General features: G+C 38.5%; 13 protein-coding genes. 11 read left to right on the top strand and 2 right to left on the bottom strand.

Translation table 11 applies throughout. From position 1 onward, the window contains the following. Nucleotides 1-18: 18 nt before the first annotated feature. Together DYQ05_RS13095 and DYQ05_RS13090 are read right to left on the bottom strand one after the other, a co-directional pair. Nucleotides 19-678 carry a transporter associated domain-containing protein gene (locus tag DYQ05_RS13095; protein ID WP_024465258.1) on the bottom strand — a complete coding sequence of 220 codons (660 nt, stop codon included), beginning with the start codon at nt 676-678 and terminating at the stop codon, nt 19-21. A 797-nt stretch (nt 679-1475) separates the two neighbouring features. Beyond that, complete coding sequence (locus DYQ05_RS13090) at nt 1476-2312, bottom strand: Rpn family recombination-promoting nuclease/putative transposase (RefSeq protein WP_206183582.1); 837 nt, start codon at nt 2310-2312, stop codon at nt 1476-1478. A gap of 1099 nt (nt 2313-3411) precedes the next feature. On the opposite strand from DYQ05_RS13090, the gene msp reads away from it, so the two are divergent. The 11 genes from msp to DYQ05_RS13045 all read left to right on the top strand — a co-directional run bounded on the left by msp (nt 3412) and on the right by DYQ05_RS13045 (nt 14242). Beyond that, nucleotides 3412-5112: a major outer sheath protein Msp gene (gene msp, locus DYQ05_RS13085; protein ID WP_206183581.1), complete on the top strand. Its 1701-nt coding sequence runs from the start codon at nt 3412-3414 to the stop codon at nt 5110-5112. A gap of 216 nt (nt 5113-5328) precedes the next feature. Then, nucleotides 5329-6240, top strand: coding sequence for a metal ABC transporter solute-binding protein, Zn/Mn family (locus DYQ05_RS13080; protein ID WP_144299238.1), 912 nt, complete (start codon nt 5329-5331; stop codon nt 6238-6240). Between the two features lie 111 nt (nt 6241-6351). Next, nucleotides 6352-7137, top strand: coding sequence for a metal ABC transporter ATP-binding protein (locus DYQ05_RS13075; RefSeq protein ID WP_024465648.1), 786 nt, complete (start codon nt 6352-6354; stop codon nt 7135-7137). Then, on the top strand, nt 7125-8000 hold the full coding sequence (troC, locus tag DYQ05_RS13070; protein ID WP_206183580.1) for a metal ABC transporter permease: 876 nt from the start codon (nt 7125-7127) through the stop codon (nt 7998-8000). The genes DYQ05_RS13075 and troC overlap by 13 nt, the downstream gene beginning before the upstream one ends. Before the next feature lie 5 nt (nt 8001-8005). Beyond that, nucleotides 8006-8470, top strand: a complete 465-nt coding sequence (locus tag DYQ05_RS14410; protein WP_290121748.1) for a metal ABC transporter permease — start codon at nt 8006-8008, stop codon at nt 8468-8470. A gap of 53 nt (nt 8471-8523) precedes the next feature. Next, a complete protein-coding gene (locus DYQ05_RS14405; protein ID WP_290121747.1) occupies nt 8524-8865 on the top strand; it encodes a metal ABC transporter permease in 342 nt (113 codons plus the stop codon). 20 nt (nt 8866-8885) lie between these two features. Continuing rightward, complete coding sequence (locus DYQ05_RS14400; RefSeq protein ID WP_290121746.1) at nt 8886-9104, top strand: hypothetical protein; 219 nt, start codon at nt 8886-8888, stop codon at nt 9102-9104. 142 nt (nt 9105-9246) lie between these two features. Next, nucleotides 9247-9912 carry a metal-dependent transcriptional regulator gene (locus DYQ05_RS13060; RefSeq protein WP_206183579.1) on the top strand — a complete coding sequence of 222 codons (666 nt, stop codon included), beginning with the start codon at nt 9247-9249 and terminating at the stop codon, nt 9910-9912. Nucleotides 9913-10004: 92 nt separating this feature from the next. Further along, nucleotides 10005-10661, top strand: coding sequence for a TetR/AcrR family transcriptional regulator (locus DYQ05_RS13055; RefSeq protein WP_020966519.1), 657 nt, complete (start codon nt 10005-10007; stop codon nt 10659-10661). A gap of 40 nt (nt 10662-10701) precedes the next feature. Further along, nucleotides 10702-13428: an efflux RND transporter permease subunit gene (locus DYQ05_RS13050; RefSeq protein WP_252723406.1), complete on the top strand. Its 2727-nt coding sequence runs from the start codon at nt 10702-10704 to the stop codon at nt 13426-13428. A gap of 40 nt (nt 13429-13468) precedes the next feature. Then, nucleotides 13469-14242 carry an outer membrane lipoprotein-sorting protein gene (locus tag DYQ05_RS13045; protein WP_024465649.1) on the top strand — a complete coding sequence of 258 codons (774 nt, stop codon included), beginning with the start codon at nt 13469-13471 and terminating at the stop codon, nt 14240-14242. Nucleotides 14243-14266: the final 24 nt, after the last annotated feature.

Genomic DNA, 14266 nt, shown 5'->3' with positions numbered 1-14266 from the left:
CTTTTAAAAGCTCCATTGCTAATGCTGAATTGGTACGATTTTTATGTAGCGGATAAGGTCATTATCCATTTCGTGTATTATAAATTTATATTCGCCTATCTCCGTTTCCAAACCGAAGTGCGGGGTTTTGCCTTCGCGTTTTAAATAGTTGAATAAGTAGCCTGCAACCGTGTTTCCGTAGGCTTCATCAAAATCGGAATCCAAACGGTGATTTACCTCACGAATACTGGTTCCTCCGTTTACGATGTAATCGCATTCTTCTTCGCCCGTATATTCGGTATTTTGAATTAAAAATTTCTTTATTGCAAAAAGAACGGCAATTGCCGCAACGCCTAAAAGAGCGTCTATCATACTTCCGTGGTCGGCTATGATTTTTCTTGCAAGAGTAAACAGAACAACCTCAATGGCGCTGCTAAGAGTTTGTTTTATTAACATTTTTACGAATTCCAGCCCTATTACGAGGGAGAAAATCATGGATAAAAAATCGGAAAACTGCGGCATTGTCTTTTTTTCTACGGCTGCAATTACCATATCTTTTAAATCGAAAAAGATTTGAATTGAAAGAAGCAGAATACCTACAAGCATTGCAAAAGAAAGGGCTATTTCTATTCCTCCTGCAATACCGGCAGCTCGCCTTCTTAAATTTTGATGATGTAAAAATATCTTCAATTTTTTCATTTGCTTTTCCTTAAAATTTAAAAATTTATCCGTTTTAATCCGATTATTGCGAAACATTATCGGCGTTAAACCGCGGAATTAAATATCTTTTTTCAGTTACAAATTGCTCAAATTGCTATAGATAATTTTTCACAGATTCCGAACAAATATCCGTCATTTGTGATTAAAGCCGCATTATTTCTTCTTGTCCAATACGGCATAATACATATTATAAATCGAATTATTATTTTTAATTCCTTCCGCTAAAGATTTTTTCCGTAATTCTCTAACACCGATAAAGTCATCAATCATATCGATTTCATCTTGAACTTATTGAATACAGTCCATATCGGTTAGTACTCCCGCCTTATAATATTTCCATAAAATATTTGTAATTTCGGCTATAAATAAATCGTGTGCAATAATTCAAGAAGCTTGATTATATACATTTTTAAATTTACCCGTTTTTCCTCTTTTTAAGTTTTTCACCAATCGTTTACGTCTTTCGGTATTTGCTTTTTGTTGATTTAAGCCCTTTTCAAGTAAACCTACAGCTTATTAGGCCGTAGTCCTATTTTTACCTTTTACAACGGTATGAAATTTTCCTATGAACGTCTTCAAGACAGGCTATTACTTGTAATAAAGGCATAGTCATCTCCCGCATACAATATACAGCTATTTGTATATTATGTCAAGCAATTTTTATCTTTTTCGGTTTGCCGAACTGCTTAGATTGCCGTATCGGCTTGTAATCGTTTTGGAAGCCCGCTTACGGTTATGGTTTGAGGCTTGTTTTTAAGTGTACACACTAAGGGCTTTTACAATTTTTCTATTTCTTCTTTGGTTAAACCTGTAGCCTGCATTATTTTTTGTACCGAATCGCCAAGCCGTTTTAATACTTTTGCCGTTTCCAATTTTGTTTGCCTCGCCCCGTCGGAAAAGCCTTGTGCTATACCTTCACTTCTGCCTTGTGCTATACCTGCCTGCATACCTGCTTTCCAGCCGTCGTTTCGGGCATCTCTTTCAAATGAGTTGATTAGCATATATTCCCTCCTCAATGTTTCGTTTTCTTTTATTTCTCTTACCCGCTGTTCTATCTTTCGGATAAAGCCGTCATTACTTTCTTTCCCATTCATATAGTGTAAAAATGCTTTTAACTCTGCGTTTGCTTCTTTTTCCGCCGCTTTGCTGTTGATGATGATTTTCGTTATACCGTCGGGAAGTAAGAGATTTTTGTTTTCGGCGCATGTACTCTTAAAGGTGTAAACGGGCAAGCCTTTTCCCATATAATCAAAGGTGCAGAAAAACAAGATAAACGAGTCGGGCAGGTTTTCGTAAGGTTGGTTCCGCTCCAACACGCTTACATCGATTGCCGATTGGTAGTAGCGGATACGGCGGGCAAGGTCGTTTTTATTGATTGCCTGCATTTCCACATCGTAGATTGTACCGCTTAGAGTTTTTGCCCATACGTCGAAGCGCACTCCTTTGGCTCTGCCAGCGTCGGCAAGGGTTTTTTGCAGTTCGATTTCGGTTATCGTTTCGGCTTTACCGCGCAAGACGATGTTAAGAAGCGTTTTGCAGATATCGGTGTCTTCCATAACGCGGTAAAACATATAATCATCGACAATTGTCAGTTCGTCAAAGCTCTTACTCATCAGGTCTGTCCCTCCTCACTGTTAAGTATAGCATAATATGCGGGGATTTAAAAGGGGGAGAGGCGAACCGTGTTGTAAGGGGAAGGTTCCCCTTAGCCCCCTTCGGTTTTGTAGGGGGAAAGAGAGACACTTGTCAGACGCAAGTTTCCCTCTTTCCCCCTACGACCCCCTATCTCCTTTTCAACGCTGCCAAAGGGGTGTCCCCTTTGGAATCCCCGGTATTTAACCGTGTGATGTTCGATTAAAAAGGTACGTCCTGTACCTTTTTGGGCTTCGAGTTTTCTTACAAGAAAACTCGCGCCGGGGCTGTTCCGGCGGACGTCCTGTCCGCTCCCGCTTAGGTTTGCGGCAAAGGCGCTGACGCGCTTTGCTTGTGTACGAGGGGGTGGTTTGCCAATCGGTAAGGCGTTTGCTTTGCCGATGTTCCTATAAAATAAGCAAGGCTCAAAAATTGATATTTTTCCGCTTGCTTATGTTCCGCCGTTTCGCAACGTAGTGAGAAACGGCATATAATATTGAGAGTTTGTTTTACAAACTCGACCGGCATTTTTAGACAATGCTATTTGCATTGTCTAAAATAAGCCTCCTTTTTTAACGGGTAATGTCCAATTCCCCATTACGTGTATAGACCGTCCATCGTTATGCGGTAACTCTGTCTTACCCTATGTGGTTCGTCTGTCTTACCCTATGTGGTTCGTCTGTCTTACCTTATGTGGTAAGACCGACTAACCTTATACCGTTACACTGTGCGTTTAATAAGCCCCTCTATTCCCTCTTTACGTACTCTGCGTGCTCTGCGGTTTGTTTTTATAACCGCTAAGACCGCTAAGAGCACTAAGGACGCTAAGGCTTTTTGTGGTGCCGTGTGCAAGACCCCTATTCCCTCTTTGCGTACTCTGCGAGCTTTGCGGTTTTATTTTAACCGCTAAGGATTTTCGGAATAAGTGTATGGGTTTTTCCTTCATACTTAAAATTCGGGCGATAAATAAATTTTAATAATTTTTTTAAAATTGTGTAACTTTTTTTAAATTTTGCTTGACAGGTGAAAAATTTTATGTTAGAATTATCTCATCACTTAAATTAAGGAGGGATTTTTTCTATGAAAAAAATTCTGTCAATTTTAATTGCTTTGGTTCTAGTGGGCGGAGCTGTATTTGCCCAAGATGCACCTGAAATGCCTGCGCCTGTATTTAAGGGCAGTGCTACACTGTCGTGGGGTATTGATCTCGGTTACGGTACCGATAAATACGGTTCGGCACTGATTTCGCACGGCTTTTTAAATGAAGCAACGGCTTCGGTCAGTTTGCCCTTTGTAAAAAGCGGTTCTAAAAAAGGTGAAGGAGATGTTTATGCTCTTATTAACCTTGACGGCGTAAAACTCGGACTTGAAGCCGACTTAAAAGCAGCAAAGGCTACAGGAAAAATTGATAAAGTTGAAGCCAAAATCGTGTTTTACGGTGCATATATTACCGTATACAATGCTCCCGAAATGAAAACCAAGTATGCGGCGGACGCAACTTCGTTAATAACCGATGATAACTACGGTATTTTTAATTCCGGTTTCGGCGGCTACGGTACGAAAATCGGTTATGCAAACCCCGATTTGATGGACCTTGACGTAGGTATTAAATTTACTTCAAACGGTTCATGGAAGGACAGAGACGGATCTTTAGGTGCCGAATATGTTGAGACGGTTACCGTAAAGGCTAACCGTGTTAACGGAACAGGTTCAATATATGTAAAAGACGGTCATGAACTTAGAGATATGAGCGGTAAGGTTGTAGCAACAGGTCCGGGTTGGAAACGTGTTCCCTCCGGTCAGTACATGATATATAAGAGCTCTTATTATCGATACAGGATGAACGGTCATTACGGTTTAGGTATAGACTTCCACATGGCTCCCGTCGAAAAATATTTAACTGTTGATGCAAATTTCAATATGACATTTGACACGGCCGGTTCGTACAGAACGGATGTCGAATCCAATTTTGATGATATGCGCGTTATGAATGTAGGCGCAATGATTAAATCCGAGCCTATTGACGGATTAATGTTTAAGTTGGGCTTTGACGGAGGCCATGCCTTTAAGAAGACCTCGGATGTTTCAGTTCCCCTGTTTGCATGGGCATTGGGCTTCGGAACGGAATATAAGAATTCAAAGGCCGGAACAATAGATGCAGGTTTATATGTATCTTCGGACGGAACTCCTTACGGAAACGGCAGTACATTTGATCCGTATAAATTAAATCTTGTATCTGACGGAAAAGGCGGAGTTGAAGAAAAGCCTCTTGCTGACGGAAGTAAACCCGGACGCGGTATTACCGATATTGCCTTTACAGTCGGATACTCAGGTCTTCCTGCAGTTGAAGGCTTGGATTTACATGCAAGGTTAAATGTATTCGGTCTTCTTCATAAAATTTCAAAAGAAGACAGAGAGAACGGTTGGCTTCTCCCTCTCGGTTTAAATGTAGGTGCAGGTTATAAGGCTATGCTTACGGATTCCATTTGGATTAAGCCCTATGCAGACTTGTGGGGTGAAACAAACAGCAGTATTTATAGTGATGATACTCCTAAAAGCGAACAAAAACGATACTTTGGTTTAGCTTATAAAGTAGGTCTTGCCGTTAGCCCTATGGAAAGACTTACCATTGATTTAAACTGGTCACACGGAAAGGCTTTTGCTCCGGGTGCTGTAATGGGAAACGGTTTAATGTTCGGTGCAGGTCAATGGAGGTCAGCTCCTTGTCAACATAAAGCCGATAACGGACGCTTTATTCTTTCCGCAAAAATCACATACTAAGGCTTTGTTTAACTTAGCTTAGTTTGCCGTTTTGCGGCAAGTATCCCTGCAAACTTTTTTGTTTGCAGGGATTTTTTTTGCTTTCCGCTTAAAATAAGCGGCATTTACATTTCCTATTGACTTATTTTTTATTTTTTGATAACTTATAAATATAATTTTGATATATCAAAAAATAGGAGAAATTTTATGAAACAAACAAAAAGAATTATTTTTATAATGCTTGCCTTTTCTGCCGCTTTATTTACTTTAAGCTGCACAAAAAAAGACGAAGCGGCAAGTATGGGGCGGGAAAGTAAAAAAATACGGGTTACCGTAACCGTCGGTATGATTGCGGATACGGTAAAGGAAATCGGCGGGCAAGAAGTTGAGGTTACGGCTCTTATGGGAGCGGGTGTTGACCCTCACCTTTATAGGGCAAGCGCGGGTGATATTACGAAGCTCGAAAAAGCCGATTTAATTTTTTACAACGGGCTTCATCTCGAAGCGAAAATGAGCGATGTTTTAAAAAAACTTTCCGAAACCCGTAATACCGTTGCCGTCTCCGAAAGTATACCTTCGGAAAATCTTCTTCCGTTTGAAGAATCCGAATTCGACCCCCACGTATGGTTTGACGTTTCTTTATGGAAGTATGCGGTAACTTCGGTTTATGAAGGTTTGTGTAAAACCGCCCCCGAAAAAAAGGATATATTTACCGAAAATTATAACGCTTATTTAAAAAAACTTGAAGAGCTTGATTCTTATATAAAAAAGAAGGCGGCTGAAATCCCTGAAGAAAAACGGGTTTTAGTTACCGCTCACGATGCTTTTAACTATTTCAGTAAGGCTTACGGTTTTGAAGTAAGGGGCTTACAGGGTATAAGTACGGTAACCGAAGCCGGTACGAAAGATGTTCAGGATTTGGCGGATTTTATTGCAGAAAGAAAACTGCCTGCAATTTTTGTTGAAAGCTCCGTCCCGGAAAAAAATATAAAAGCCCTTCAATCCGCAGTAAGCTCCCGCGGGTATGAGGTTCAAATAGGCGGAGAGCTGTTTTCCGATGCTATGGGAGATGAGGGAACCTTTGAAGGAACATATATCGGTATGCTTACGCACAATATAGATACTATTGCGGAAGCAATGAAAAAATAATTTTTGCCGCCGGTGCGGGGGTTACCGTACCGGCTTAAAAACGGAGCTCTGTCTTTAAGTAAACATAGCTCCCGATTCGGTTTTAACCTAAGAAAAGATAAAACACTTGCGATGATAAAAAACAATAAGAATAGTCAATCGGCTGCCGATAAGGATTGCCCTGCGGTTTCCGTTTCCGATTTAACAATGGCTTATCGCGAAAAGCCGGTACTTTGGGATATCGATATCCGAGTTCCTCAAGGCTCGATGGAAGCCGTCATAGGGCCTAACGGAGCGGGAAAATCCACTCTGTTAAAAGCTATAATGGGAATTCTTCCCGTCGCTTCGGGTGAGATAAGGGTATTCGGAAAAAGCTTTAAAAGCCAACGGAAGCGTGTAGCTTATATTCCTCAGAGAAGCTCGGTAGATTGGGATTTTCCCACTACGGTTTTCGATGTTGTGCTTATGGGTTCTTACGGAAAACTCGGTTGGATTAAACGTCCCGGTAAACTTGAAAAAGAACAAACTTATTCGGCTCTTGAAAAAGTCGGTATGGCAGAATTTGCTTCAAGGCAAATAAGCGAGCTTTCAGGCGGACAGCAGCAGCGCATTTTTCTTGCAAGGGCACTTGTTCAAAATGCGGAGCTTTACTTTATGGACGAGCCTTTTCAAGGTGTAGATGCCGCAACGGAACAGGCAATAGTAAGATTGTTAAAAGAATTAAAGCAATCGGGCAAAACTCTTTTGGTAGTTCATCACGATTTACAAACCGTAAAAGATTATTTTGACAGGGTTCTTTTGTTAAATGTTCATTTAATAAAAGAAGGGGCGGTAGAAGAGGTTTTTACACAGGATAATTTACGTATAACTTATGGCGGGCGGGCTGCGTATTCTTCGGAGCAGATATGTGCGGTATAACGGCTTTTTTTTCGGATTATACCTTACGGAATGTTTTTTTAGGTACAATGTTTTTAGGAATGGGCTCGGGCTTTGTCGGAACTTTTGCAGTTTTACGTAAGCAAAGTTTACTGGGCGATGCCGTCTCTCATGCGGCTCTTCCGGGGATTGTAATTGCTTTTATAGTTACGGGTTCAAAAATTACCCTTCCGCTTTTAATAGGTGCCGGTATTTCAGGATTGCTGGGAGCTCTTTTTATAAACCTAATTGTAAACACTTCAAAATTGGATACCGATGCCGCTCAGGCGATTGTTTTGGGTGTTTTTTTAGGTCTGGGTATTTTACTTTTAACCTATGTGCAAAAATTTCCGGGTGCCGCAAAGGCGGGGTTGGATAAATTTATTTTCGGACAGGCGGCGACAATTATACACAGCGATGTTACAATCATTTTTTATACCGAATTGATTTTATTTGCAGTTATTTTATTGTTTTGGAAAGAGTTAAAAGTTTCCACCTTCGACAACGATTTTACTCATTCCATCGGATTCCCTCCGAAAATTATAGAAGCCGTTTTAACGGTTTTAATTGTTATTACTATAGTAATAGGGATACAGGCTGTAGGAGTAATTTTGATGAGCGCCTTGCTTATGGCCCCTGCCGCCGCCGCAAGACAGTGGACAAACAAGCTGGGTATTATGTGTACCCTTTCATCGGTTTTCGGTGCCGTTTCAGGAATAGTAGGTTCGGTTATCTCTTCAAGGGTAGTAAAACTTTCTACAGGGCCCGTTATTGTTTGTTGTTTAACCGCTATAGCGGTGCTTTCCGTTTTTTTAAGTCCTACACGCGGTATATTACATAAATATTTAAAAAGATTTAAGGCGTAAAATTTATGAATATGGAAATTATAGTTATTGCAAGTCTTGTTTCTTCATCTTGCGCTTTATGCGGAGTATTCTTAGTTTTACGTAAAATGTCTTTAATGAGCGACGCTATAAGTCATTCAATTTTAATAGGAATAGTTTTGGGCTTTTTTATAAGTAAAAGCTTTAATTCGATGCTTCCGATTGCAGGTGCCGTTGTTGCCGGGTTTGTTTCGGTTTTATTTACAGAGCTTTTGCAAAAAACAAAACTTATTAAAAGCGATGCGGCAATAGGTTTGGTTTTTCCTTTTTTATTCGGTTTGGGCGTAATAGCCGTTTCGCTGTATGCAGGCAATATTCATTTGGATACGGATTCCGTTTTATTGGGAGAAATTGCATTTGCTCCGTTCGATAGAATAAATTTCTTAGGGTTTTCTTTACCTAAGAGCTTGATTCAAATGAGTTTAATTTTAATCTTCGATTTAATTTTATAATTTTATTTTTTAAAGAACTTAAATTTACAACCTTCGACCCCGCTTCCGCGCAATTGTCCGGTTTTAGTCCCGCTAAATTACATTACGGGCTAATGTTTGCGGTAACGCTAACCTGCGTAGGAGCCTTTGATTCCGCAGGAGCGGTTTTGGTAACGGCCTTAATGATTGCTCCTGCCGGAGCGTCTTTATTGCTTACCGATAACTTGCTTTACACACTGATTGTTTCCGTAATTATCGCATGTATTGCATCAATAAGCGGATTTTACCTTGCAATTAAAATAGACGGCAGTATCGCCGGGGCAATATCCTTAATGACGGGAATTATATTTGCGGCTGTCTATTTATTTTCACCCGGGCACGGACTTATTTTTAAACAAATAAAAAAAGAAAATTAAAAATCGAATTTTTTGTAAAAATGCTTGTTATTCATTTACTTCATCATCAGGGTTCCGAAAGTATGAAGTATGAATGCAGAGAAGAACATTTAACCGAGCATATAAATATGAGTAAAAAAACGGCCGGGGCGGTTGTAATGCAAGCCGAAAAAATGGAATATATAAAAAAAGAAAACGGAATTTTAGTTTTACTGCCTAAAGGAAAAACGGAGGCGGTAAATTCTCTTTTAAATATTTAAGTGAAGTCTTTCCGTTTATTTTTCGAGTTTGTCGTTTCGGCAAACATCGATTGTTACAAGCCCGTTTGTAGGGCAAGGGCTTACAAATGGACTGAAAACTTTTTTTGAGTAATTTTTTTTAAAGTTTTTATAGGAGGATTTTATGTCGCTTATTTCCGAAATAACTGCTGAAAATTATTTAAAAGCCATTGTAAAATATTTATCGGATAATAACGGTACGGTAATTACAAACGGAGAAATTGCAAAACTTTTAAATGTAACCCCGGGCACCGCAACTTCTATGGTAAAAAAATTGGAAAAGGACGGTTACATAATGCACAAAAGCCGTGCCGGCTGTTCTTTAACGGAAAGAGGAAAAATGTACGGTCTTAATATTTTAAGGCGGCATAGATTGATAGAAACTTTTTTATATAAAACGCTTAATATGAATTGGGAAGATATTCATAACGAAGCGGAAAATATTGAACATGCCGCTTCCGATAAGCTGATAGATATAATAGATTTATACTTGGGAAATCCCGAACGGGACCCTCACGGTGCGGTTATTCCTAAAAAAAACCAAAGCGAATATATAAAATCGGATTTTTCATTAAAAGATTCGGAGTACGGAATTAAATTAAATGTAGTAAAACTTACCGGTTCAAAAGAGCGGTTTGAATATTACAAAAAAATAAATTTAAAATTAGGCTCCGAAGCGGTTTTAATAAACAAAAATGAAGCTTCGGGTTTAGCCGAAATATTATTGGACGGAAAAAACTTATCCTGTTCCGTCTTGCTTTTAGAAAATATTTTTGTAGAAAAAAAATAAAATCGTAATTATATATAAATTGTCTTGCGGTTTACCGCTTGACAAAACTAACCGGCGGTTATATAATGACCGATAGTTAGGAGTATGCCGTAATGGGAATTTATGAAAGAAAAGAGCGGGAAAAAGAAGAGCGCAGAGCCGCTATTTTATCCCATGCAAAGACACTGATTCACGAATGCGGGGCGGCTTCCTGCAGTATGCAGGATATTGCAAACCGTGCGGAGGTAAGCAAGGCAACTCTTTATCTTTATTTTAAAAGTAAAGAAGACTTAATGGACGCCTTGGTAAGCGAGGCTTGTCAGGACTTCGTAAATTACGTAAATGCAAGAATTGAACCTGAAATGAGCGGAGTTGAAGCCTTGCGTACCCTTTGGCAAAGCTATATAGATATTTTCGGAGAATTCGGCGATATTTTTATATGTATAGGCCTAAAAAACAGCTTTAATGCCGAATTTAAAGCTGAAGAAAATTTAAAATCCGAAGAAGAACCTTTTTTCAGACTTGTAAAACTGATTGAAAAAATAATAGAAAAGGGTGTAAAAGACGGAACTCTTCTTAAAAAAATCAATCCGCAAAAAATCACCGGAATTTTAATTCTCATTGCCTCTGCGGTTGTGCAGAATACGGCAAATTTGCCTGAAGATATGCGGAATTCAAAGGCGATTATTTCGGAAATGCGCACCGTATTTGAAATTATATTGCGCGGGTTGGCTTCGGATAATGCGGATAATTCCCTTTTATCCTTATAATAATAGATAATTCCGATAACCGGAATATACGGGAGAAGGTATGGATAAAAAAGACGATACTATTAAAAAAAATACCGTATTTAAACGTGTGTTTTCTACAAAACGCTTTTATGAGCATACTAAAACAATGCTTATAACAATTTTAGCGATTACATTATTTTTCGCTCTTCAACTTATACGGCTCAGATTCGATAATAATAACTTTCGCTTTATTCCTAAAAATGATGTGTCCCGTGTAAATACCCAAAAAATTACCGATATTTTCGGAGATGAAGTGCCTATTTTAATCGGCCTTGAGCGGCAATTTTCCTCTATTTTGGAAAAACCTTTTTTAGATGAGATAAAAAAATTGGAGGAAAATTTAAAAAAACTTGAGCTGGTAAAAAACATCGTCCTTCTTACAAATACAAAACACATAGAAGCCGGAAACGGAGAAATTATTACCGAGCCGTTAATTCCCGAAAATTTTTCCGGAACGGAAGAAGAAGTAAAAATAGTAAAGCGTAAACTTAGAAGCTGGCCGCTTTATACTCGCAGCTTAGTGTCCGAAGACGTAAAAGCTACTCAAATTCTAATTTTTTTAAATGTAACAAACGAAGAAAGCGGTTCGCCTGAAGCTGTAGAGGCTTGCAGAAAAATAATAGCTCTTACCGATGCATGGAGTTTCCCGGATTCAAAAATATATTTGACGGGGACTCCCGTTTTTAACGAAATAGTAAATCAGGCTACGGCACATGATTTAACCGTTTTAGTGCCTCTTGTAATTGCAATAGTAGTAGCGGTTTTATTTTTATCTTTCGGCAGGTTTTCGGGAGTATTTTTACCTCTTTTAACCGTAATTGTTTCGGTAATTTGGGCATTGGGAGCAATGGCCCTGTTTCAAGTGCCTCTTTCCATTCTTTCAACTATATTGCCGATTATTTTAATTGCAGTCGGCTCCGCTTACGGAATACATGTTATAAACAATTATTATGATGAAGTCGTTCAAGATGATGTAATTTCAAAAGAAGAGCATAAAACGCAGGTTATAAGGGCTTTAAGGGAGGTAATACGCCCCGTGTTTTTAGCGGCTCTTACGACTTTTGCAGGTTTTGTCTCTTTTTGTTTTACTTCGGTTGTTCCTATTTTTGAATTCGGTATTTTTGCAAGTTTCGGAGTAATGTCCGCCTTTTTAATTTCCATTACCTTAATACCCAGTATTTTAATAATACGCGGCCCCAAAAAGGCTTCTATGAAATGGGCAAGAAAACATAATGAAGAAAAATCCAGTAAATTCGATAGGGGTATTTCAAATACCTTTGTAATAATTGCACAGCACAGCCGTTCCGTTGTGGTTTTTGCAGCAGTAATAGTGGTCATTTCCGTGTTCGGCTTAAAAAAATTGGTCATAGACAATGTTTTAATGGAATATTTTGATAAGGAAACTTCCGTAGTTCAATCGGATTTATTTATGCGGGAAAAATTCGGCGGTTCAAAGTTGCTTAATTTACTTATTACGGTAAATGACGGAAGTACGGTTATACGTCCGGATATTTTAAAAGCTCTTGATGATATGGCGGTTTTTTTGGAAGAGGAAGTGAGCGAAGTCGGAAAGGTAACTTCAATTACGGAATTATTAAAGCGGATTAATCAAGTGTACAATGCCGATGAACTTCCGGAGGGGCTTTCGGTAAAAAGTGCGGAAGAAATTATCGATGCGGAAAAAAATAAGTCTTCCGATACGGATAGTAAAAACGCTGAAGACGAAGATTTTTGGGGATTCGGAGAAGCGGAAAATGATACGGTCTCTTTTGAAGAAGAAACTTCTTTAGAGGTAAGAGATAAAAAGTCCGAACGTTTTTATAGCCAAAGAGAGATTATGAATTTTTTAACCGATATAATCGGAGAAAGAAATACGGCCCATATTTCCGCAGAAAAATTATTGCAAGGCTTCGGAAAAAAAACAAATTATGACGGACTTGCATATTATGAAATTCCTGTGAGTCCTGAAAAATACGGAAAAAAGACTCAAAGTGAGCTTATAGGAGTTATAGAAAATTATCTTATTCTTTTGGGAAAAAATGCGGAAGAATTTGTAGATAATACGGCTTCTCCTAAAATGTTAAAAGTAAATATTCAGCTTAGAACGGTGGGGCAGCAAGATACCGATAGGGCTATGAGCGCAATAAATAAATTCATCGAAATGAAATTTCCTAAAGATGTAAAAGTGGAAACGGGAGGCTTTGTTTTAATTGAAAAATCTCTTAATCATCTTGTAGTGGAATCGCAATTGATTTCCGTAGGGGTTTCTCTTTTTATAGTTTTTTTAATTCTTTCCGTATATTACCGCTCCGCAATTGCGGGCATAATCGGAATAATTCCTTTAAGTCTTTCAATTTTAGCCAACTTCGGTTTTATGGGCTTTTTAGGAATAAAATTGAATATAGGAACGGCAATGGTGGCAAGTTTTGCAATAGGAATAGGAGTGGATTACACAATTCACTTTTTGGCGGCATATCATAAGTGTATTTTAAAAATGGGGGATACCGGGTCGTTTTTATATTCGGCATTTTTAGGGTCGGGAAAAGCTATTTTATTTAACGCAGTTTCGGTAGGAGCGGGCTTTGCGGTTTTAATGCTTTCAAAGTTCAATATGCTTGCAGAATTGGGTTTTTTAATCGCCCTTGTTATGGTTACAAGCTCTTTGGGAAGTTTAACCGTACTGCCTATTTTGCTTAATTTACTGAAACCTAAGTTTATAAAAAAAGTTTTACCTGTAGATAGATGAGAAGCGGTACTTTTATTAATTGATATTTTGGAGGCATAAAATGAAAAAAATAATTTCGATTATTTTATTGGTATCAGGTTTAGGCGGTGTTCTTTTTGCTGAAACCGCTGAAGAAATTGTAAGCAAGGCAAGAACAAAGTCTTCCGTTAATTCCGTGGCAACGCGGTCTAAAATGGAGATACAAAAAAGCGGACAAACTCTTAATATTTTGGTAATTGACCAGTTTTCTTCAAAAGATAAGGACGGAATGCAGCGTACCTTAATCAGTTTTAGAGAACCGGCAAATGCAAAGGGGACACGTTTTTTGATGTTAAAAAAAGCAAACGGTTCTGCGGACCAAAGGATTTTCCTTCCCAATCTCGGGAAAGTAAGGCGTATAGCTTCGGAAAACGAGGGCAGCGAATCTTTTATGGGAACCGACTTTTCATATAATGATGTATCTTTTATGGATAGGGACGTTTCTCTTGATACGCATACGGTGTTACGCGAAGAAGAATTGGGCGGAAAGCAATGTTATGTAATTGAAGCCGTCCCTAAAGATAAAAAATATGCATATTCAAAAATGTTAATGTGGATTGAAAAAGAATCAAACACCCTTTTAAAGGGCGAATTTTATGATGCAAAAGATAAGTTGGAAAAATTGATGGAGCTATCGGATTATAAAGATGTAAACGGAATAATGACCCCGTTTACGACAAAACTTTCCAGCGTTAAGGTAAATACTTCTACTATAGTTCATATAGAAAAAATTCAATACGGAATAAATATTCCGGACAAACTTTTTACTTCAAAATATTTGGAAACGGGGAAATAAATTGAAATCCTTACACACAAATAT

Source organism: Treponema pedis (genome assembly GCF_017161325.1).
In the GTDB taxonomy this organism is placed as follows: domain Bacteria; phylum Spirochaetota; class Spirochaetia; order Treponematales; family Treponemataceae; genus Treponema_B; species Treponema_B pedis.
The sequence above is the reverse complement of the archived record's forward strand: the minus strand, read 5'-3'. Positions and strand labels throughout refer to the sequence as shown.

Excerpts from the sequence above, each read along its gene's own strand:
- DYQ05_RS13095 (WP_024465258.1), bottom strand. The coding sequence starts at position 678 with ATGAAAAAATTGAAGATATTTTTACATCATCAAAATTTAAGAAGGCGA.
- DYQ05_RS13090 (WP_206183582.1), bottom strand. The coding sequence starts at position 2,312 with ATGAGTAAGAGCTTTGACGAACTGACAATTGTCGATGATTATATGTTT.
- msp (WP_206183581.1), top strand. The coding sequence starts at position 3,412 with ATGAAAAAAATTCTGTCAATTTTAATTGCTTTGGTTCTAGTGGGCGGA.
- DYQ05_RS13080 (WP_144299238.1), top strand. The coding sequence starts at position 5,329 with ATGCTTGCCTTTTCTGCCGCTTTATTTACTTTAAGCTGCACAAAAAAA.
- DYQ05_RS13075 (WP_024465648.1), top strand. The coding sequence starts at position 6,352 with ATGATAAAAAACAATAAGAATAGTCAATCGGCTGCCGATAAGGATTGC.
- troC (WP_206183580.1), top strand. The coding sequence starts at position 7,125 with ATGTGCGGTATAACGGCTTTTTTTTCGGATTATACCTTACGGAATGTT.
- DYQ05_RS14410 (WP_290121748.1), top strand. The coding sequence starts at position 8,006 with ATGAATATGGAAATTATAGTTATTGCAAGTCTTGTTTCTTCATCTTGC.
- DYQ05_RS14400 (WP_290121746.1), top strand. The coding sequence starts at position 8,886 with ATGCTTGTTATTCATTTACTTCATCATCAGGGTTCCGAAAGTATGAAG.
- DYQ05_RS13060 (WP_206183579.1), top strand. The coding sequence starts at position 9,247 with ATGTCGCTTATTTCCGAAATAACTGCTGAAAATTATTTAAAAGCCATT.
- DYQ05_RS13055 (WP_020966519.1), top strand. The coding sequence starts at position 10,005 with ATGGGAATTTATGAAAGAAAAGAGCGGGAAAAAGAAGAGCGCAGAGCC.
- DYQ05_RS13050 (WP_252723406.1), top strand. The coding sequence starts at position 10,702 with ATGGATAAAAAAGACGATACTATTAAAAAAAATACCGTATTTAAACGT.
- DYQ05_RS13045 (WP_024465649.1), top strand. The coding sequence starts at position 13,469 with ATGAAAAAAATAATTTCGATTATTTTATTGGTATCAGGTTTAGGCGGT.